This window comes from Ruminococcus gauvreauii, assembly GCF_025151995.1.
Lineage (GTDB): Bacteria > Bacillota > Clostridia > Lachnospirales > Lachnospiraceae > Ruminococcus_G > Ruminococcus_G gauvreauii.
This window is the reverse complement of sequence record NZ_CP102290.1, coordinates 2,514,215-2,536,174: the sequence shown is the minus strand read 5'-3', so window position 1 is coordinate 2,536,174 and position 21,960 is coordinate 2,514,215. Positions and strand designations below refer to the sequence as shown.

General features: G+C 50.6%; 10 protein-coding genes and 1 riboswitch. All 10 genes read right to left on the bottom strand.

The window, feature by feature from the left end; translation table 11 throughout:
* Positions 1–7: 7 nt before the first annotated feature.
* Positions 8–1,189: a DUF58 domain-containing protein gene (locus NQ502_RS12185; RefSeq protein WP_028529536.1), complete on the bottom strand. Its 1,182-nt coding sequence runs from the start codon at positions 1,187–1,189 to the stop codon at positions 8–10.
* A 10-nt stretch (positions 1,190–1,199) separates the two neighbouring features.
* Positions 1,200–2,129 (bottom strand): AAA family ATPase, encoded by a 930-nt coding sequence (locus NQ502_RS12180; protein ID WP_044983458.1) that lies wholly within the window; start codon positions 2,127–2,129, stop codon positions 1,200–1,202.
* 36 nt (positions 2,130–2,165) lie between these two features.
* Complete coding sequence (locus NQ502_RS12175; RefSeq protein ID WP_028529538.1) at positions 2,166–2,858, bottom strand: ECF transporter S component; 693 nt, start codon at positions 2,856–2,858, stop codon at positions 2,166–2,168.
* Entirely contained in the window at positions 2,761–4,545 is a 1,785-nt protein-coding gene (locus tag NQ502_RS12170) for an ABC transporter ATP-binding protein (protein ID WP_083963431.1), read from the bottom strand. The genes NQ502_RS12175 and NQ502_RS12170 overlap by 98 nt, the downstream gene beginning before the upstream one ends.
* Complete coding sequence (locus tag NQ502_RS12165) at positions 4,518–5,399, bottom strand: energy-coupling factor transporter transmembrane component T (protein ID WP_049898328.1); 882 nt, start codon at positions 5,397–5,399, stop codon at positions 4,518–4,520. Before NQ502_RS12165 ends, NQ502_RS12170 begins: the two co-directional genes overlap by 28 nt.
* On the bottom strand, positions 5,392–5,958 hold the full coding sequence (locus tag NQ502_RS12160) for a DUF4430 domain-containing protein (protein ID WP_044983459.1): 567 nt from the start codon (positions 5,956–5,958) through the stop codon (positions 5,392–5,394). Before NQ502_RS12160 ends, NQ502_RS12165 begins: the two co-directional genes overlap by 8 nt.
* Before the next feature lie 2 nt (positions 5,959–5,960).
* Positions 5,961–7,922 carry a prenyltransferase/squalene oxidase repeat-containing protein gene (locus tag NQ502_RS12155; RefSeq protein WP_028529541.1) on the bottom strand — a complete coding sequence of 654 codons (1,962 nt, stop codon included), beginning with the start codon at positions 7,920–7,922 and terminating at the stop codon, positions 5,961–5,963.
* Complete coding sequence (locus NQ502_RS12150; RefSeq protein WP_028529542.1) at positions 7,916–10,066, bottom strand: hypothetical protein; 2,151 nt, start codon at positions 10,064–10,066, stop codon at positions 7,916–7,918. Before NQ502_RS12150 ends, NQ502_RS12155 begins: the two co-directional genes overlap by 7 nt.
* Positions 10,066–14,802 (bottom strand): InlB B-repeat-containing protein, encoded by a 4,737-nt coding sequence (locus NQ502_RS12145; RefSeq protein WP_049898330.1) that lies wholly within the window; start codon positions 14,800–14,802, stop codon positions 10,066–10,068. The genes NQ502_RS12150 and NQ502_RS12145 overlap by 1 nt, the downstream gene beginning before the upstream one ends.
* A 94-nt stretch (positions 14,803–14,896) precedes the next feature.
* Positions 14,897–15,095, bottom strand: a riboswitch (cobalamin riboswitch).
* A gap of 107 nt (positions 15,096–15,202) precedes the next feature.
* Positions 15,203–21,898 (bottom strand): Ig-like domain-containing protein, encoded by a 6,696-nt coding sequence (locus tag NQ502_RS12140; RefSeq protein ID WP_044983460.1) that lies wholly within the window; start codon positions 21,896–21,898, stop codon positions 15,203–15,205.
* Between the last annotated feature and the right edge of the window lie 62 nt (positions 21,899–21,960).

Genomic DNA, 21,960 nt, shown 5'->3' with positions numbered 1-21,960 from the left:
CGTTCCCCTAAACTATCAGCTGACACAGTGCTTCCTCCATATGATCCGGTGAAAACACAAGATGCGTACCCTGTGCCCCCTGCTCCTTCTCCGAAAGTTTTTCTTTGCACAGCAGAACACTTACTGTACAAAACTGCATCAGCCGGTCGAGTTCTGCGCCCGGCTGCTGTGCCGTGATATAGATAATATGTGCAAATGGATTCTCAATATAATCCTGCAGATAATAGTGCAGGCTGCTGTACCCGTTCTCACCCGGACGGACCGCCAGCAGTCCTCCCAACATAGCGGCAAGGTCATCCTCCGTCGGTACCTCCTCGCAGGTAAACCGCTCTTTTGCCTGGTCATACCATCCCAGCGCATGAATGTGCCCGTCTTCTATCAAAGACTGCGACACCGAAAGAAATGCCTCCATCATGGCGTCCCGGACACTCGCCTTCTCTGGCTTCTCACCCAGAATCCCCGTCTCATACACCACCAGAATGGAATTCTCCACCGGCAGGCTCAGTTCCTTGACATACAGTTCGTCCAGCTTTCCGGAGAGTTTCCAGTGTATGCTCTTCAGGCTGTCGCCGGGCATATACTCACGGATACCGAATATTTCACTCGGGTCATCTCCCTTTTTCACACTGGAGTATGTCACGCTCTCCCAGTTGGAGGTATTGCTCTCTGTGATCACAACCTCCGTTGGGAAAATATCCGGAAGCACAATTGCCTGCCCTTTGGTACCTGGCAGTTCTCTCACGGAAAACATCCCAAACACATCAAAGCACTGGAGACTTTCCACCGTGATCCTGATATTTCCGCAATAATTGCTCTTCAGCTCCCATTCCACGCGCTCTGTCTTAGCAGCAGGCAGGGAACAGTACAGAAATTGTGTCGTCTCCTCACCTGTCACACGGTTCTCGATGCGCAGCCGGCAGCCGGCTTTCGGAATGGGGATCATCCCCCGGTTGGTCATGCACAGTACGCCCCGTATCGGTCTTTTCTTTCCCGTCATCCTGCGTATCTCAAATGTGCAGTCCACTTTATGCTTCATCAGCAGAACACTGATGCCGCTGAATACGGCCAGCAGGACCGTCACTGCAGCCAGGAAAAGTGCCGTCCAGGAATCAGACCAGAGATACAGCAGGATTGTGAGCAGAAACCAGATCCCATAACAAATTCTGGATTTAGCCATATTCCCTTTCACCCTCTCCTCCTCAGACGACTTCAGCCGCCTTTGTATCCTTCACAATTTCATCCATGATCTCCTCCGCAGTCGTATTCGCCACCTTCGCCCGCGGATGCAGGATCACGCGGTGTGCGCAGACATCCGTGAAAATCCGCACGATATCTTCAGGGATCACATACTCCCTGCCGGAGACATACGCCGCCGCCTTCGCCATGTTGTTGACTGCGAGTGCCCCGCGCGGGCTGACTCCGAGCTGGATCAGCTCGTGCTTCCTCGTATTCTCCACCAGCGTGGTGATGTAACGCAGGATGTTGTCCTTGACCGTCACCTGCGCTACCTCCCGCTGCATGCTCATGATATCTTCTTTTGAAACCATCTGTTTCAGAGAATCCAGCGGCTGTTCATTCTGACGATCCCGCAGGATATTGACCTGACTGTCAAAGTCCGGATAGCCCATGCTCAGTTTTACCATAAACCGGTCCAGCTGAGACTGCGGCAGCATCTGAGTGCCCGCGGAACCAAATGGATTCTGCGTAGAAAGCACGGCAAATGGCTGCGGCACCGGATATGTCTTTCCATCCACTGTCACACTTCCCTCTTCCATCACTTCCAACAGCGCTGCCTGCGTCTTGCTGGAGGTACGGTTGATCTCATCTGCCAGCAGCAGATTACACATCACAGCCCCCGGTTTGTAGATAAAAGAATCCGTCTTCTTGTCGTACACCGTAAATCCCACAACATCCGATGGAATGACATCCGGCGTAAACTGTATCCTCTTATAATCCATCCCCAGTACTTTGGAAAACGCAAGTGCGAGCGTCGTCTTCCCAACTCCCGGAATATCCTCCAGCAGGATGTGCCCCCTTGCCAGAACCGCCATCAATACATTCTGGATGACCTCCTCTTTGCCGACGATTACCTTTTGTATTTCAGTTACCAAGCTTTCTGTCTGATTCATAATTCCCTCCAGCGGCGCTTTGCAGCGCCTGTTTTTTTACTCATCAAAAATTCCGTGTTTTAAGCGGATGCGCTCCAGTTTCGTCCCGATCGGACCGATGCCAAGCATCAGAAACACCACATTAGCCGCCATATACTCTATCGTCACCGGAATAGCTGTAAAGAGAGCTGCCCCGTAACGAATCCAGTTAAATGTACCGTCCATGGAAAGGACGGTCCAGATATCCATAATCGCCGAATACATGAAGCCCATGACCACTCCGTATATCACGAGTACGCTTTTATTCTTCAGTGCTTTTCGTATTCCGGGCAGTCCGGCGATCATTCCGGGCAGTCCCCACGCCAGCATCTGAAACGGTGTCCAGGGTCCCTGCCCGAAAAACATGTTGGAAATAATAGCAGCCAGTGACCCTGTCAGGAACCCTGCCTCCGGTCCCATATACATGCCGGCAATGATCACGACCGCCGTCACCGGCTTAAATCCCGGAAGTACTACAAAGACAAATCTTCCTACGACGGCGATGGCTGTCATAACCGCCAGGATCACCATACGCCGGATATTCCCATCCTTCTTTTCGTAGGCATAATAGAAAGGCACACAGGCAAGCAGTACCAGAATGACAGATATCAGATTATAGCGCCTGTCCTGAAACGCCGTGACTCCGCAGAAGATGAGCCCCGCCGCAGAGGCGACCAGCAGCAGAATCCCCGTTAATCGTCTTATCTTCATGTTCCTCTTCCTTTCTCCCATTGATGCGGCAGAGACTGACGATGTCCTCACATACCACCACATCATCGAACATCTGTCTGGCAATGCGATTCGCCGCTGTTGTGTAGAAGCTGTTTCCGCAGAAGAATTCCGCCGGCGGGTCCACCGACGTCAGCTCCCGGTCAAAAAACATGGCGCAGCGGTTCGATACCTCGGCTGCAAATTCCACATCATGCGTTACCATCAGGATCGTCATGCCGTCCTCCTGCAGTTTTTTCATCAGTCCCACCAGACGATGCTTGGAATAAGCATCGATACCTTTTGTCGGCTCATCCAGCAGCAGGATCTTCGGCTGCAGCAGCAGAACCTTTCCCAGAGCGGCTTTTTGCTGTTCTCCGCCGCTTAAGTCATACGGATGTTTATCCATCAGCGCAGAGATTCCCAGAAGCTTCTCCACCTCTTCCACCTGCCTGTCCATCTCGGAATCAGAATACTCCATGACTTTTTGCATCTCTTTGTAATCCTCCCGCACGCTTTCCTTGATAAACACGGTCTGCGGATTCTGCGGCAGCATCGCAAGCGTATGCTTATACAGTTCATTTCCCCTGTAGGCTTTCAATTTTTTCCCCAGGATGCGGATCCTGCCCCGGTATGCGTGATTCATGTCGGAGATCACACTGAGCAGCGTCGTCTTTCCCGAGCCATTGCCCCCCAGGATACTCACGATCTCTCCGGTCTTAACCTCCAGCGATACTCCCTCGAGCACATCCGGGAGTTCCCGTTTATAGCGGAACCAGACATCCTTGAGCACAACAGCAGGCTTTCCATCCAACTGGCAGTTATCATGTAAAGCCCTGTGCTGCTTCTGATTCGAAAAGTATGTCTCCAGAAATTCCCTTCCGTCCCGCACGGTCACCGGGCACGGCGCCTCCGGCACATCCAGCGCATGATAGATGCGCACAGCGCTGGGAAAACCCACCAGCATCCTGTGATTTCCCCGGATTTCCTTTAACCGTCTTCCGGCTGCCTGCGGGGATTCGCACAGCAATATACGGCCCTGCTCCATCACCAAAACTTTGTCAGCGATGGGAAACACTTCTTCCAGGCGGTGCTCAACCATCAGGATGGTCGTTCCAAGCTCACGGTTCAGCTTCCCGATCGTCACAATAAAATCTGCGGCCGCAATCGGATCCAGCTGCGAGGTCGGTTCGTCCAGTATCAGTATCTTCGGCTGCATCGCCATGATGGAAGCCAGATTCAGCAGCTGCTTCTGCCCTCCTGAGAGCTGTGCCGTTTCTTTTCGAAACCATTCATCAATCCCGAAAAAACATGCCATCTCTCCGACCCGCCGTCGGATCGTCTGCTGGGGAAGTCCCATATTCTCGAGTCCAAACGCAAGTTCATGCCAGACCTTGTCCATCACGATCTGATTTTCCGGATTCTGCATCACATATCCGATCTCGCAGGCCGATATTTTCTCATCCAGCTTTTCCTGTTCACAGCCCCTGTATACAATTTGTCCTTCCTTTTGCCCGTAGGGAGCAAGCTCACGCTTCAGCAGGCGCAGAAGTGTCGTCTTACCGCACCCGGACTCGCCGCAGAGTACGATAAATTCTCCCTCTTTTACAGACAGCGATACGTCTTTGAGCGTCTTCTCACTCTGAGCAGGGTATGTAAAATTCAGATTCTCGACTTTAAGTAATTCCATCGAAGTTTCTCCTTTATCTCAAGCAGGGCGGGCAGAATCATGTAGATCAGCACGACCGCATATACTCCCGCTGCCTGGCGTGTATTCTGAATCTGGTCCACGACCGGATAAAATGTAAAATTAAGAGGCAGCAGAAAGTACCCCGCCCAGATGGCGGCGGTCAGGACAGCGATTGCCCCCAGCAGGACGCCGTCCCGTTTCCGGAATTTGAACAGTGAAAAGTTTGTCCGCCCCGGAAGGCCGTAGCCGCGCGCCTTCATCGCATCCGCTGTCTCCAGGGAATTTTCAATCGCCCATGAAAGGATGCTGTTAAACACCCGCATTCCGCTCATCAGGCGGTCCATCCGGCTGTCCGTGGAGTAGAGTCCCATCACCTTCTGTGTCTGGTTGATCTTATGGATCTGTTCTTTAAACAGCGGAATAAATCGGAGAGCCAGGGACAACACCAGGGACAGCCGCGGAATCGCCTTTCCGAACAGATAGATGAATTTATCTGATGTCATGATCAGATTATAGTTCTTGCACCAGAACATCACGCCCACAATCATGATGGCAAGCGCAGCGCCGTACACGAACGCTTCCAAGGTGATCGGATTGTCATTCATGAAAAACAGTATTGTCTCCCCGTTATGCGCAAACAGCGGATTGGTGACCGCAAGCAGAAGGAAAAAGAAGAAATAGTACAGCAGATTTCTTGCCAGCACCCGCAGAGGATTCAGCGCCCCAAAAAGCAGGATCCCGCCCAGCAGCACAAATGCCAGCACGACAGGATGTACGGTGAACATGGCAAAGACAAGCACCAGCACATAATAGATGAACAGCACCGCGGGGTGATAACCTGCAAACTCACTCATCACTTTCATCCTCCTTTTGTTCTCCGAAATATCCTCCGACATCCCGTCCCAGATCGCAGGTGTATACCAGTTCCAGCCGGTCCTTATCCTTCAGCTTATATCTGCTGATCCCATAAGACGGAAACTCACCGTTGACCCGGTACATCCAACCGCTTAAATTACCACAGGAAAATTCATACAGATAGTTGATCCCCTGTATATAGGCACTGCCATAGGCATTGTCCTTTGCCCCCTGAAACTCCATCTGAATCTGTTCATGACGCACCGCACGATTCAGGACATCAAAGGCGGTATCACCCGGACGCAGCACGTATCTGGTCGGTTCCAGAATCATCCCGTCCGCCGGAACGTACTTTTCATCCTGTAATTTGGGGTCCAGCTGATCGTAATGATCAAGTATCGTATCACATCGAATGGTGACGGTTACCGTCTCCGAATCCTCAGTGATATCATCCACATGGGTCAGATAGTAATCTTCCACGGACTGAATCTTTGTTCCTTTGATGAGCAGCACGATCAGCAGTGCAGCAAATGCAAGTACCAGCAGATCCTTCTTCACGGTCAGTCCTCCCCGTCATCGTCGTCATCGTATTCTTCGTAATCGTCGTCTATATTATCATATCTCTGTTTCTGACGGAGCTTTCCGGCTTTTCGCTTTCTCATCCGGACGATCACGATGATCAGCAGGACGAGTATTAAAACGGATGCAGCAGCCGCGATACAGATCGCCGTCACCTGATTCCTGATCCGTACAGATGCCTGTTCAATGTCTTCATACTGCGCAATCTGCTGCCTGTCATAGTCACTGAGCGCCGCAATCCTGTGCTTAATATCCTCGACTGCTTTTTTATCCCGCAGTGAGATCTGGTCAACCGGATATAAGGTATCCGTCACGGTATCGTTGATGTCATTGATCTCCTGCTGTGTAACAGCGATGGCATCCTTTTTTCGTTCCAGCAGCTTCCGCGTGTCTTCATACTGACCGGCATTTTCTGATTTATCCAGCTTGTCAAGCAGTTTGACAACATCCAGATAATACTCCGTCGAGCCATTATCGGGAAGATTCCCTGCTTTTTGTGCATCCTCATCCGTAAATGTGATATTCGCGGACATGGACACATCCTGTCCGAACAGTGATGTCACCGCACCATTTCCGCCGGTATTCTGCTCCATCGATGCTGCCAGAAATTCCGAATCATTCTCCATGCCGGCATCTTCCATAAGATCTGCCAGCTTAACATAATTGAATATGTAGCTGCGTTCTTCCACCGGGACCTCCCGATAAGCGGAAAATGCGGCCGTCAGATCCTCAGACGGCGAATCAGCGTTCAGATTGTCAATCGCCTGGCGTGCCGCTTCCACCCGGGCTTTCACCTCTTCGTCCATCTCGGGGCGAAAGTCATACAGCGTGCGCATATCACCGTAATACCGGCAGAGCGCGGTCAGTGCATAGAATGCCTGCTGAGTCGCCATACCGTTTGATTTGTCGGGATCCGCATCCGGGTTTTCTTCATCATATTCATGGGAATGAAGAAATCCCCCGTCATCATTTCGATAGTCCATCAGGGCATCCAGCACCGTATTCTCGTCTTTGATAAAACGGCTGTCACCGCACGGGTCGATGCCCAGTGAGCACAGCGCCACGATCACCTGGCAGCAGCTCTCACTGTTGTTCATATTCCAGCTGACAAAGCCGCCGTCATCCCGCTGGCTTTCAGACAAACACGTCAGCGCGGCATCCACCGCCTGACGTACTGTCTTTGTCTCCTGTTTTTTATACCGTGTGATCTCATACGTTTCTTCGCTGTTGTAATAGGGCGCCAGCGCCTGGACAGCCATGGCGGTCAGATCCACATCGGACGCATTTTGGGATGATGAGGTATCCAGCGCAAAACCGCCGTCATCAAGCTGAAGCTTCAGAATTTCACAGATGATATTCTGTCTGGTCTCAGATGCCCCTTTCGGCACCTGATAGCGCAGACTGTCAAGCGTGATCAGGCCGTAAACCCATCCGTTTGTCCCCTGCTCCCCCAGTGATTCCGTCCTGCTCCAGTTATAAACCCCGTCCGCGATCAGATTGACCGCATTGCCGCTATCGTCTTTTCCAAATGCCGTCGGATCGCCGCCCAGACTTAAGACCGCCAGTGTTTTTCTATGCCAGTCCGTTGCCTTATCCCTGACCAGTCTCTTTTTATCTGCATAGCTTCCAGTCACCCGGTCCGCCATGACTGCCAGATACGCGTTGTAATCATCCGGGTATCCGCTTCTTCCCATCGCGAGTGCCGTCCAGTCCGTGTTTGTCGTCCCGGCAATCTGCAGGAAAGCATTGTTAAACAGATCACCAGCAGCCGCAGCCCCCACCTGACGCTTTTCCCAGACAATTATATCCTCCATGGTCTCCAGCAGTTCCTGCGGCGTGTAGTCCGTGTGTCCCTCCGCATATGCAAAATCAGCGGGCAGCAGGCAGAGTGTCAGACACAATGCCATTAACAGGCTGCAGATCCGCCCCGTTTTCGTCACCATTCGCCCCAATCTCCATCACCTTCTCCTTCGTTTGTCCCATTTCCCATGGCACCGCTTCCCCCTATGTCAGAACCATAGTAAGTCGTATAGCGTATGCGTACGACATCTCCGTCCTGCGGAAAGTAGCGGTCCATTCCAACGTTGGGGTATCCCAGCGTGCTCACCCAGTACATCCACCCGCTGCCCTTGCAGAAGTCAAATTCCCCAAGCTGATTCTCACGGTATTTGGTCGGATCGTAGACCACCTCATCCGGATTCGGCTCATTCAGTGTGAGCAGATGTTCTTCCAGATCTGCCGGAATAGCCGGATATACAAATGGCTGAGGATTGTATACCGATTCCAGATAAAAGCTGCTGTCCAGTGTGCCTGTATAGACCGGGACAAATCCCCGGTTTCCAGTCATCTCATCAAAATTCTCGACCAGAAGATAAGAGAACGGTGTATCCTTTTTAATCTCAATCTCATAATTCTCTGCCAGATAACCCATTCCGATCGTAGTCGCCTCAATGGAAACGGTCACAGTGCCAAGGGTCTCTTCCGGCGGGTTGTATATCACCTGATATGTCTGAACCGATCGGAACCCGTCCTCATCCCATGCCTGGACCGTAAAGGTATTGATCCCGGAGTCAAGCTGTGCTGAATAACTGATTTGATTGTTATTACTGAATTCCCAGACGGCAGGAACACCGTTTCTGGTCACATCATAGTTGGATTCCGGTATATAATCGCCGTTATGGTCCGTTGCGTTTACCCAGAAATTGAGGGTACTGTTCGAGACCTCGCCTGTCTCCGCCAGAGAACTGAATATTGTAGGACCGCCTTCATCTGATACCGGTCCGTCACCGTTGTCATCACTCGGTTCTTTTGGCGCATATGCGATTACATAAGGTCCCTCTTCTTTAATGATCTCTCCATTGCCGTTCAATGCCTGCAGGAGGAATTCATTGTTTCCCATTTCCAGACTGATATCATAAGACCCTCCTCCCGGATCCTCCAGTTCCTGACCGTTCCATAACACCTGAACCGGTATCTGGGTTGAATCAATAAATCCGGTCGCATAGAAAGAAAATTTTCTCCTGTTAACCATAGTATTGTTTTGGTCTTTTAAGTCCGAATCAATCCTGACATTTCCCGCCTCCGACTCGGGCTCATAAATGATAACATACGATTTCGTTGTCTTAGCGCTCCCTTTTCCAGCTGAGAGCGTCACCTTGTTGCTCCCTTCTGAAAGTTCTCTCACCGTATGATTGTCTTCCATGGAAACAGAGCTTTCTGTCGTCCCGTCTGCGCGTTCCACGTTAATCGTCAGTTCCGTCTGTTTGCCGCCCAGGGTGGCGACTGCCGAGAAGGAAAACTCATTTTCCGGGGTCTCCTGACTGTTTGCAAGACTCGTCTCTATCCTGGCTTTCTCAACGTTCTCTTTGTTCTTTTCATAATAGATCGTATAGGATTTGACAGCGGAAAACGTCTTTCCGTCTGTCCCGCGATAAGTGGCTTTGACTGTGATCTGATTTTCTCCTTCCGCCAGTACAATCTCACCCGTATAATTTGTGAACTTTCCTTCATTCACTTTATTTTGAACCTGGAGCACCTTGAGTTCTTCATGCTTGTGCATAATCGTGTAGGTGTAATGACTCTCATACACCACCTCGTTATTCTGGATGGATGTCGTAAAATATTCACCCTTTTTGATCCCCTCGTCTCCCAGATTCTTATCATCCTTGTCTTTATCGGAAGAATTGCCGCCATCCCCATCGGACGCCTGGCTGCCGCCGCTTTCCTGCCCGCTCCCGGAGCTCAGACTGTTTGCGGAGGATGCATGATTGCCGGTATTGGCCTTTGACTCGTTCGCCTGCTGATCCTCCGCTGTCGGCTGGTCACTGGCATCCATATCGTTCTCAGCCGTCAGCGCCATGCCTTTCGGGGCCTCAGCCACCACTTCCGTAGTCCCGCTGAGCTGAACAAATGAGCTCTGGTCTGAGATTCCCTGAATCGGATTTTCCATGGCGGCTGATGCCTGTGTACTCAGGGTTCCGCATACGGACACAGAGAACAGAACCACAACAAGCAGCCCGACGGCTGCCGCTGTGATTTCTCTGTGTCTCCTTACCCATAAATTGATTTTCTGTAATATCTGGCCCATTATTTGATACTTCCTTTTGTTTCCGCTGAGTTGGCACCCAGTACTTTACTGCCGTTCACCGTGCGGTATGCACGCACCACATACGTATAGGTAACTCCTTTTTTCAGGCCTTTTTCGGTATAGGATGTCGCGCCCGCCTGGTTCAGCTGTACCACGAGCTGGTACTTTCCTGTCGCCGGATTTCTGCGGTAGATCTGATAGCCGCTTGCTCCGTTTACCTTACCCCAGCCGACTTTTATGCTGTTGGACGATGCCTGTCTTGCCGTCACATTCTTCACCTGTGCCGGTACGGGTTTCCCGCTTACGGTATTGCTGTTCGCTCCAATATATTTTTTATTCTTCACAGTACGGTATGCACGTACCACATAATCATATGTCCTGCCGGAGATCAGGTTGCCATGCAGATAGGATGTAGTGTTCCCGTTTGCAATCTGTGTGACCTGTTTCCAGGGCCCTGTTTTGGAACTTCTCTGATAGATCTGATACCCGCTCGCTCCGCTTACCTTTTCCCAGCTGATTTTCAATGTCTGGGAACCCCAGGACTGAACTTTGGAAAGCACCGTCTTTTCAGGTATCACAAGCGCAACACTTCTGACTGCGGTATAGGCGCCAAATATCGTCTTTCCGGCGGAATCCTTCTTGTAGGCACGCACTTTCACATAATACGTTTTCCCCGGTGTCAGCGATGTGATTGTCTTTCCTCCCCACATGGTTGTGTAAATATTCTTCGCATTCTTCATTCCGCTGTTATCGGCATAAAGGACATGATAGCCGGCTGCCCCTGAGGGTTTGCCTTTCACGGTGACCTTCATGCTGCCCGCCGCCGTATTAGTCAGACTGGAGATCTCCATTTTCCCCGGGGCCGTCACTTTGATCCATTTTGCATAAAGGGTATAGTCTTTATTGCTTCCCTTTTCTATCATGGTAATCCTGTTTTTAAAGTTCTTGTCTGTATACCAGCCGCCGAAGGTATAGCCGGCTCTCGTCGCATTTTTTAAGGTCACATTCCACGGTCCGCTGTACCTGACGGGATTGCTGCTGTTATTTGTTCCGCCGTTCAGCTGATAGGAAATCTTATAATTGTATACCTGGACGCTGCAGGACACTTTAAACTTTCCGACGCTTGCTGTGATCGTCGTCTTCCCGTTTGCGATCCCTGTCACTTTACCGGCAGCTGAGACCTGTGCCACCTTCGGATCGCCGCTTGTCCATGTCACTGTCTTATCATCCGTCGTATCTTCCGGAAGAAATCCAACCTGAAGCAGCGCCACTTCTCCTCTTGTCAGTGCCATGCTCTTCCTGTTGACGGTGATCCCTGTCAGCGGTACCTTGACATGTACCGCACAGGTAGCCATAATCCTTTTATTCGCTTTTGCTCTCGCTATCACTGCGGCATCGCCGGCACCAACTGCTGTGATCACTCCATCCTCGACGGTGATCACTTCCGTATCACTGCTGCTCCACAAAATCTCCTTACTCGTAAGCGTATTCTCAGGTTCATAGCCCACCGTAATCTCTTCTGTACTGCCGATGGCAAGTGTAATCTCTGACTCACTCAGTTCAATGCCTTTCAGCACCAGACCCTCCAGCCTGTCATACTCTGTCCTTGCATCGGCAAGCACTTTCAGCAGTTCCTCACTAATGAGGGACTTCTGAGCATCTGTCAGTTTATCGTACGACTTTTCCGCTTTCAAAATCGCATCCAGGCTGTCCAGTGTTACATTTCCAATCGCTTCAATCTTATCGATCGTCTTCTGTGCCTGCTGCCTGTTGTTGCGCAGTACAGAGAGTGCCTGCTGTGCTGCAACCAGATCGCTGAAATTTCCCACAAGCTGCTTCTGATTTGCCGTCAGAGAGCGGTATGCCGCACCGACTGCGACGATCTCTTCCTCTTTTTCGAGTGTTACCTCGCCGATTGCCGCAATCATTGCCTCGATTTCAGCCGCGACCTCCACATCCAGGTGCAGTGATGCCAGTATCTCCTCCAGTGCCACCAGTGAATAATAATTCTCTACCAGAGCTTTCTGAACATTAGTAAAACCGTCATACTCCGCCCTTATCGCCTGAATGTCTTCCTCGTCCTCAAGTTCCGCCGTTCCTCCATAATTCGAGATCTTCGTAACCAGCTCCTTGCTGACCTCGATATCTTCCCACTGTGCATTCTGCTGTGCCAACTCATTCAGCACTTCCTGTGCGTGTCTTATCACGTCTGCTTCTTCTGCTGTGATCTCCTGACGTTCCTCCCCGGACAATGCAATATACGCAGCCTGAGCATCCGATACGATCTGGAAACTGTCATCCTCTATACTGAGTGTCTCCGGTATTAACGCAATCAGATCACGTACATTCTGTATTCTTTCCGCCTGTTCTCTCAGCTGTTCCAGCGTCAGCTCCGCCGATTCAAGCAGCGCAATAGTACTTTCTTTTATCAGCTGCTGCTGTTCCCCGGTCAGCAGTTCAAAGGCTGCACGAGCTTCAGCGATTACCGTTTCTGATTCCAGCGTCACCTCGCCGATTCCCCGGATCAGAGCCGCTGCCGCATCGGCCGCTTCCTGGTTTTCCTGTAAGATAACCAGGCTCTCTTCCGCTGCGATCAGGTCGGCATAGTTCGTCACATAAGCCTTATCTTCCTCCTGCAGGGCATCATACGATTCACGCGCCTCCCTTATATAAGGTTCACGGTCTAAAGTCACCGGCATGCCGATGTCCGTGATCAGACTGATCACCACTTCCGCCTGGTCCATACTTGCTTCTAATTGTTTCAGCGCCTCTTCAGCAGATACCAGCTTCTCATAATACGCGCGGCAGGTAAGATTCTTTTGTTCCGTCACACTCATACTGTCATAGATCGCACGCGCCTGGCGGATGACAGAGCGGTCAGAAATTCTGATTTCCTTTCCCAGACTTGAGATCAGTACTCCAAACGGATTGATTTTGTCAAATGACACCCTCCAGCCCGCGTAATATTTCTGATCTCCATACGTCCCTTTCGGAACCGATGTCACGGTTGTCCCGGACAATTTATCAGCGGCGGAAGCACTCAGATACCAGCCGTTGAAAATGCAGCCCTCTTTCGTGATCTCATCTGCTGTCGGCAGAACGATCTCGGCATCCATCGGTGTGAACATGTCCGGCACCGTTACACCTTCCGACAATACTCCGCCGTTTAATTCCAGTTCCAGTGAAAAATCAATCTGACCGAACATGGCATACAGGGTCACATCCTGTTCCGGCATGGAAAGCGTTTCCCCCGGCCGGTACGTCGTTCCCGTTCCGTCCGCCTTCGTGTTCCATGCCACAAACGCCTCATCCCCCGTGGACTGCACAACCGGCAGCAGGACTTCCTCATACGGAGCGTAAGGTTCCGTACCTGTCGCTGCAGAGCCATTGCCATCGTAAGTGATATTGTATGTTTTCGCTGTCATCTGCGTATAACTGCCGTCCGTCATATCGGTCATATCATACAGTTTATTCTCTCCGTTCAGAAAACGGTCGTAGGAAATCAGGGCGTAAAGCGCCTGATCCGTCGCCATTGGATTGACCAGATCACCGCTTCCGCCTCCTCCGTCATCTCCCGCCGTGACGTGTTTGAATCCTCCCACCGCTTCGCTGGAACCGCTGTTTTTCTCCCAGTGCATCAGAATTGCGTCGATCATATTATTGCAGCGTGTGCCGTCCCATACGGCGCCTTTTGTGACAAACCCACATTCTTTTCCTATATTGGAGAGCACAACGCTTTCAGATAGCGGATCGATGCCAAGCTCCGTCAGGGCTACGATCACCTGAGTCGTCGACTCGGTATTGATGTCGCTTCCCCAGCCCTTAAAGCCCCCATTAGCCAGCTGCATCTGGTGCAGCGTATAGATACCGCGTTCCACCGCTTTGATAAACTCCGAATACGGTGTCGCTGCGCCGGACTCTTTGTATTTCAGTTCATCCAGATAATAGGGTGCCATTGCCTGCAGCGCCATTCCTGTGATGTCGGCATCAGCGCCGTTCTCAGCCGCATTGGCGTCATTCAGTGCCCAGCCTCCGATCGTCTTGTCCGAATTCAGGATCTCATGGCGCACGATATAATCCAGCATACGGCCTTCGGTGTTGATATCGCCTTCCTGATAATCAGAAGGTGTCTCGTACAGCTGATACCCGCCGGTATTCAGGGCGATCAGGCTGAATATCGGACCGTTGAGCCCCTGCCAGTACGTGTCATTATATGATTTTGACAGCTTATCCAGGAAGTCATAGCCTCCCACATCTGCCGGTGACTTGCCGAGTGCGCTCAGTGCAAGTATCACCCTGCACCACTCTGTAATCTTATATGCATGAAGTTCGCCGTTCTTACTCTGTACTGTTTCAGTCATACGCTGATAATAGTTTTGGAAATAATCATCCGGTATAAAGTTCAGATAATCCATTCCCGTATACATCCCGCGCAGCAGACTCATCACTGTCCATTCGCCGGCATTTGTGCCATAGGCCGGCTTTTCCACTGTCTCAAGTTCATATCGCGCGGCAGCATTGATATAAAAGCGCAGACCGGGCTTTTCATCTTCCCAGAATCTCAGCTGCTGGAAATTGTCATCCGCATCTGCACTTGCATTCCATGAAACCGCACCTGCTTCCATCAGGCATGCTGACATCGACAAGATCAGGACCAGCATGACCGCAGTCAGCCTGTGTATACAATGCCGCACGCTTCCCCTTCTTCTCAGATTATTTTGTTTTTTCCTATCCATAATTCGTCTCCTCCCTGCCGTAAGTCACTGTCCATATACATGTTTTACTGATTTTTGGCAACAAAAAAAGCATATTTTCTTCACCCGAAAATATTACTTGATTCGATCTATGGCAGTTCTCCTGACTTCGCTTCATCCTTGGGAATGCCTTCCCAGGCTCCTGGCCCAGTGGTATATCACTCCTTCGTCCGCGTTACAGTAGTGGTGACTGTTCCGGATTCACACCGGATTCTCTTTTAACGGATTTCTGCTTTCCTCCCTGCCGAAATCCGACCATAAATACTGATCTTATGAAATTGCTTACAGTATAGCACATCCTTTTTTTCAAGTAAACTGCAAAACCTGCACTATTTTCCCAAAACGGCGGGGTATTCCAAATTGGAATCCCCCGCCGCATTCATTAGTTGATACTTCCTTTTGTTTCAGTTGAGTTAGCGCCCAAAATCTTATTGCCGTTCACGGTACGGTATGCGCGCACCACATACGTATAGGTAATCCCCTTCTTCAGGCCTTTTTCCGTATAAGCTGCTGTATTTCCATTGCCGAGTTGTGTGACGAACTGATATTTCCCTGTTTCCGGATTCCTGCGGTAGATCTGATATCCGCTGGCTCCGTTCACCTTGCTCCAGCTGATCTTCAGGCTGGTAGAGGAAGCTTTTCTGACCGTTACATTTTTCACCTGTGCCGGTACTGGTTTTCCGCTCAGTATATCGCTGTTCGCACCAATGTATTTCGTGTTTTTCACCGTACGATATGCACGTACCACATAGTCATACGTATTTCCGCATATCAGATTGTAATGCATATAGGACGTTGTATTTCCATTTGCAATCTGTGTGACGTATTTCCACGGGCCGCTTTTGGAGGTCCTGTGATAGATCTGATATCCGCTGGCTCCGCTCACCTTTTCCCAGGTAAGTTTCAATGTCTGAGACCCCCAGGACTGAACTTTGGAAATCACTGTTTTCTCCGGCATCGCTTTGCCTGTGATTCCTGATTTCACATAATCTCCAAGCTGTTTCTCACCTCCAAGCGTATACACGGCACGCACAGTGTAAGTATAAACCGTTCCCGTAGTCAGTCCGGTGTCTCTGTATGCCGTTGTTTCGCGTCCGCTCACAGCTGCGATCTCTTTGTAACTTCCTCCTGCTGTCTTTCGGTATACCTGATACCCTTCTGCACCGTTTACGGATTTCCAGGTAACATTCACCGTATTATAATTTACTGACTTTACAGAACTTAATGTTACCGGACTTCTCATCACTTCCTGCAGTTCATACAACTTATCCTCTGCATCAAACAGCTTCTGATCATTCTCTACATATGCTTTCTGCATTCTGGTCAGTTTGTTGTAGGCTGTACGGGCTGTTTTAATTACATCCTCACTGTCAAGCGTCACCTCTCCGATCTGATCGATCAGTCCTATGACCTCAATTCCTGCCACCTCATCCCCGGAGAGCGTCACAGTAATTTCACAGGTCGCAAAGGCGTTTCCTGCTGTTCCATAGATGCTTGCGCTTCCAACTCCAACTGCCTTTACGATACCATTTTTGACTGTCAGCACGTCCGTATTGCTTGACGCCCAGCTGAACTTGCTCATATTGCCGTCCGCAGGCGTAAAATCAATAGTATCCAGAGAGATGCTGCTTCCTTTCAGCATACCGATTCTCGATGCACTGATGGTCACGTCCGTAACCGGGTTTGGCACCTCAACTTTACAGGAATACACGTTTTTGTTCTTCAGCTCTGCTGTAATTGTTGTTTCACCAAAGCCTACAGCTTTTACACTTCCGCTGCTCGAGACGGTCGCCACATCCTGATTGCTCGAGTTCCAGGTAATCGATCCCGTATCTCCTGATGCCGGCCATTTTATAATCTCATACAAAAAGTTTTTGTTCGCCCCTTTTGCAATCTCATAGACCGCCTGCGGGAACGCCACTGCTTCGATAAAGTTCTCATCTACGATTACTTCTGTGGAAGCCGTATGGCTGCTTCCGTCCTTCGTTTTGACAGTCAGCGTGATGACTGCTGACCCTGCCCCCCTGGACTTAACGGTTACGCTTGATGTGCTTGCCGACTCTACGGTCACGATGCTGCTGTCACTTGACTCGGCGCTCACCGTCAGCACATCCGTATGATCAGCCGGAGAAGTACTGAAGCTCAGCCAGCCTGATTTTTCAAGTCCCTGTATTGTTGTGCTCTCCTCCTTGAAGTATACACTCTCCACCGGAATCACTGCCGCCGTCACTTCACACACCGCCGTCAGACGCTCGTCATACGTTGCTGTGATTGTTGCCGTCCCTTCGCCGACTGCTTTTACACTGCCATAGCTGCTGACGGTTGCAACCGTTTCATCCGATGAGCTCCATTTCAGTCGTTTTGAGTCATAATCCGACGTGGACGGAGCTGCCTGCACCGACAGCGATGATGATTTTCCAATTCCCAGCTGCAGTTTGTCCTTATTAAGTGCAATACTCTCTACAGCAGGCACCTCGTGGACATTGACAACGCAGGTAGCTGAGAATTCACCCACTTCTGCTGTCAGATTTACCGTGCCCGCCTTCTTTGCAGTAAAGCTCCCATACATTGAAGAGCCCGTCACTTCCAGGATCCCGGTATCACTGCTTGTCCATTTCACAGAGGTTGATGCCGTAGTATTGGACGGAGACACGATCACTCTCACTGAGGAATTATACTTTCCTACATAAGCATCCACGGTTTCTTCTGTCAGCGTGATACCGGTAATCGGAATATCCAGGACCGTCACATCAAAGGAACGGCTGATATCGCCAAGCGCTGCTGTTATCGTCGCTGTTCCGGCGCTATTTCCTGTGATCTTCATCCGGTATCCCTGTGTTCCTTCCAGGCTGACCACTGCCGGGTCACTGGTGCTCCACTGCACCTCATCCCGGTTATCCGGCGCATTTACAGGCTGGAAACTGAGAGAAGCAGTTACACTTTTGTTGATGTTTAATGTCTTCGGCGGATTGCTGAAACTGAAATCCGTAGCATTAATCTTTTCCACCGAAACATGATAGGAGATACTCTCCTTTCCAATCCGCACGATCACATCGGCTTCACCTTCTGAAACGCCTTTGATGGTCTTATTATTTGTAACCTGTACAATGTTCGGATTGGTAGAAATTGCCGTTGCCGTCTTATCCTCTGTTGTATTCTCAGGAAGAACTGAATATGACAATCCCAGTGTCTTTCCAACCTGAACCTTCAGGTCTGTGCTCTGTCCAGGGTCAATGCCAGTAATCGGAACTTCTGCAACTGTCACTTCACAGCTCGCTGTAAATTCTCCAACAGTAACGGTAATTGTCGCTGTCCCCGCGCTGATACCGAGTATGCTTCCGTCACTCTGTACTGCAACAATCGCCGGATCTGAAGAACTCCAGTTCTCATCGCGCGGATCCGTTGTATTCTCAGGAGTATACAATACGGAAAGTGTTCTCTCCTCTGCTCTGGCGATGGTAACATTACTTTCACTGAAGGCAATCCCCGTCATTGTCACTTCCGGGACCGTCACCTCACAGATCGCCTTCATGCCGGCGCCTTCTGCCGTGATGGTCGCTTTTCCAACGCCCGCGGCAGTTACCGTTCCATCCGCTGCTACTTTTGCCACACTGCTGTCTGAAGACGTCCAGGTAAGCATGATCGGTACTTTTATATCCTCCGGCGTATATGTCACGTTCAATTTTTTACTGCTCATATTAGCCAGTGTGATTTCCTTTTCATCCATTTCCATGGAGGTCGGCGCTTCCCCTGACACTGCATTTTTAAGCGCCTCATACGCCGCATTCACCTCTTCCTGAGATGCCGGAAGATTCAGCATTACCGCGTTTGCGTCATCATACGCACTCTTAATCGCACCGTCGCCAAGCAGAGTCTCCCTGTTCTGCGCGCTGTTGACAGCCGCAATCTGTTCCGCCAGGTCATCTTTATTGGCACGCGCTTTTCCACTGTCCCCGCCGCCGGTTGAGTATCCGCCGCCGATATCAGAGCCATATGCAACCGTAAACTGCACGCGCACCACATCCCCGTCCGACAAATAGCTGTCAGCAAATCCGACATTTGGGAACACATTGTTCAGACAATACATCCAGCCTGATCCCTGTGCATAGTCAAACTCGCCCAGCTGGCCTTCTGTCCCTTCTGTCCAGGAAATACCCAGGTCTTTCAGGTCCTCATTCAAAGACGCATCTAAAATCAGATCTTTTGTGGCTGATTTCGGATTTCTGGCATTTGCCCCGATAATTGAGGACAGGTAAAAACCGCTGTCCACCGTCCCTGTATTGCTGTAATCGTAACCATTTGCCAGGATCAGGCGGGTCAGAGCCTGTGCTGCATTGTCGCCTTCATACACCGGTATCTTTACCGGCTCGATGATATATCCGCTGTTGATCGTCGTGGCTTCGATTCCCATCGTCGCATAGCCGATCAGCTCACCCTTTTCAGCCTTCTGGTAATTGATGGTGTATGTCTTTTTCGCTGTCCTTCCGGCGCCGTCCGCCACTGTGATCTCTACCGTGTGGTCACCGTTTTCTTTCCCCGAAAAATTCAGCGTATAACTCGTCTTTACATCGTCATTCCAGTTAAAATCAACGTTCTTGCCGTCAAATTTAACCGTAGCATCGATCTTATTTCCGTCACCATCCCGGGCAATGACATCAAACGTCTTTTTGCTGCCGCGCTGAACCATACCGTCCTCAAGCGTCGTCTCAATGGTAGGCATGACGGCTTTTTCCAGTGCCATCATGTAGCCGGAATCATTTTTATAGTAGATTGTTCCCTCGCTGTCGCAGATCGCACTGGTGATGCAATAGTTTTTCATGCCATCTTCAGGCGTATACAGGACACCGCTTCCCGGATCTGCTTCCGTAAGTCCTGGTTTGTCCTTTACGACATAGATCTCACCGTTTTTGGAATTGACGGTAAAATATGCATACACATAGCCGTCACTCTCGTACGCTGTTGTCAGCAGTGCAGAACTCTGCGGATAAGCAGTCAGCGGTATGGTATACGCTTCCGCTGCTGTACCGTCGGCCGCGAGGTCCAGTACTTTGATACTATGTCCGTCAGGGCTGAAGTTGCTCGCTCCACTGACACCAATATAGACCCTTCCGTTATAGATCAGCGGTGTACTGGTACTCATGCCTCCCAGTGCAAAAGAAGTCACTGAACTTTCATCAATCGTACCGGATTCCGACACTTTTGCCGAATACAGATACCCGCCTTTGGATGCAAAATATACGCGGTCTGTCGCCGCATCGTAAGCAATATCGGTCCGGATATCACCTACGAATCCGCTGACTCTGCTGATAACCTCACCTGTCTCTTTGTCAAAGGAATACAGGGATGCCGTATCGCTGGTGTAATTATTCTGTCCGTCATCCGTGCCCACAAGTACATACTGGTCAGTTGCATAAGCTCCCGCCCAGTATACGCCTCCTGCAATTGTCTGCGTCCATTTAGCAGTCTTGGTCTCAGTCTTCCTGGCGTCCGCCTTGACACATACAAAATTCGCATCCTTCGTCTCACTGTTCCAGAAACCTGTATAGATATATCCATCGGAATACCGGATCGGAGAATTCGGCTGTCCGCCGAGCTCATCTTTGTACACCCAGAGAGACTCCAGTGTACTTGCATTGAATGCCTGGATCCGTCCATTCGAGAGGCCGACAAAGATCATCCCGCCGCCGTATGTCGGAGGGACAATGGAGAAGTTGCTGCTTCCCGCCATCGTTCCCGTGGCGACGACATCCCCGGTCTCTTTGTTGATCTTGAGGAGGCTTCCGTCAAAATAACAGTACATGTATCCGTCGACAAGAATCGGCGAGCTGACTGCCTTCCAGCCAAAATCCGCACCGATTTTCTTTCCCCATTTCAGATGAGTCTCTGTTGAGGCTGTCGGCGTAAGCGCCTGAGTGATCGCCATATTATCCGGGCTGCTCCTGTAATCGTACCACTCTGCATCCAGTTCCGGAAGTGTGACATCGGCGGCCTCCTTCACCGTGACCGTCAGATACGGGGCTACCAGCGGCGTATCATATTCTCCGTCACATTTCGCCGAGACGTAATACGTTCCCGCCGTGTCAAACTGAAAGGTAACGTTGCCCCCGGCATCCGTTACAGCGCCTTCGACAGCCTCTGAGGTCCCCAGATACCCTTTTGGATCTGCCGCATCCGGTGTGATCAGTATCAGCTGGGCATCCTCCACAGCCTTTGTCTGCTGGTCGATCATGCTCTGCGCATAATTTCCAAAATACGCATAGCAGTATCCCTTTAGCTGCAGTGAAATATCTTCCCCCGCCTCTGCCTCAATGCTGCTGACCTTTTCGCCGTCCGCAAAAAACATGCCGTAGTTGTCCAGGTAGTAGTCGTCCTGATAGAAAAAGAACTCCACCTCATCGTCCTGTCTGAGCACGCAGTCATTTGCAGAATAACCGGTGTAGCCGTAGTCCGTCTCCACATCGTCGTGCGGCATGGCGCCGTTGACTGCGAAACTGATACTGCTGGTTGAAACGCCGTTCAGCTTTGTGATAAACCCGGCAGAATTGACCTCCAGATAATCGCCAATGTTTTCTTTTGTCACATCATACAGATCAATATGCATCTGCACAAGGGCATCAAGAGGTGTGATGTCTCCCTCGCTGACATTCGGTCCATATGTAAATCCATAGGATTTTGCCAGATTGGAGGGGATCTCTGAGGTCTTTGGAAGATAGAAGAATGTATCCCCCTGTTTCATCGACATCCTCACATTTGCCTTGCCTGCCCCCACCGTCACTTCCTGCGCAGCAGCAGGTGTCTGATGTTCCAGGCCGTCTGCGGCAGCCTCCGGAACCTCTTCCTCCGTCTTCTGCACAGCATCTTCCTGTTCACCCTCTTCCTGAAGACTCTCCTCCGGTTCGGGCTCGTCCTCCGACGATGGTTCCTCCGCGGAGGCATCGCCGTTCTCTGTCTCTTCCAAATCTCCGGCTATGGGAACCGGAAGGTCTTCCACCGCTCCAAATGCCGCAGTCGGAACAGACGTCAGGATCATCAGTGCCGCCAAAATCATACTGATGACCTGTCTTTTCAACTTCTTCATACAGATTTGCTCCTTTTCTCTTATTTTTTGACCACAGAAAAAAATGAAATTGCACAAAAAAA

What these genes read in the sequence shown, in the direction of transcription:
- NQ502_RS12170 (WP_083963431.1), bottom strand. Translation starts at nt 4,545, where the DNA reads ATGGAATTACTTAAAGTCGAGAATCTGAATTTTACATACCCTGCTCAG.
- NQ502_RS12175 (WP_028529538.1), bottom strand. Translation starts at nt 2,858, where the DNA reads ATGAAGATAAGACGATTAACGGGGATTCTGCTGCTGGTCGCCTCTGCG.
- NQ502_RS12155 (WP_028529541.1), bottom strand. Translation starts at nt 7,922, where the DNA reads ATGGTGACGAAAACGGGGCGGATCTGCAGCCTGTTAATGGCATTGTGT.
- NQ502_RS12140 (WP_044983460.1), bottom strand. Translation starts at nt 21,898, where the DNA reads ATGAAGAAGTTGAAAAGACAGGTCATCAGTATGATTTTGGCGGCACTG.
- NQ502_RS12150 (WP_028529542.1), bottom strand. Translation starts at nt 10,066, where the DNA reads ATGGGCCAGATATTACAGAAAATCAATTTATGGGTAAGGAGACACAGA.
- NQ502_RS12180 (WP_044983458.1), bottom strand. Translation starts at nt 2,129, where the DNA reads ATGAATCAGACAGAAAGCTTGGTAACTGAAATACAAAAGGTAATCGTC.
- NQ502_RS12145 (WP_049898330.1), bottom strand. Translation starts at nt 14,802, where the DNA reads ATGGATAGGAAAAAACAAAATAATCTGAGAAGAAGGGGAAGCGTGCGG.
- NQ502_RS12165 (WP_049898328.1), bottom strand. Translation starts at nt 5,399, where the DNA reads ATGAGTGAGTTTGCAGGTTATCACCCCGCGGTGCTGTTCATCTATTAT.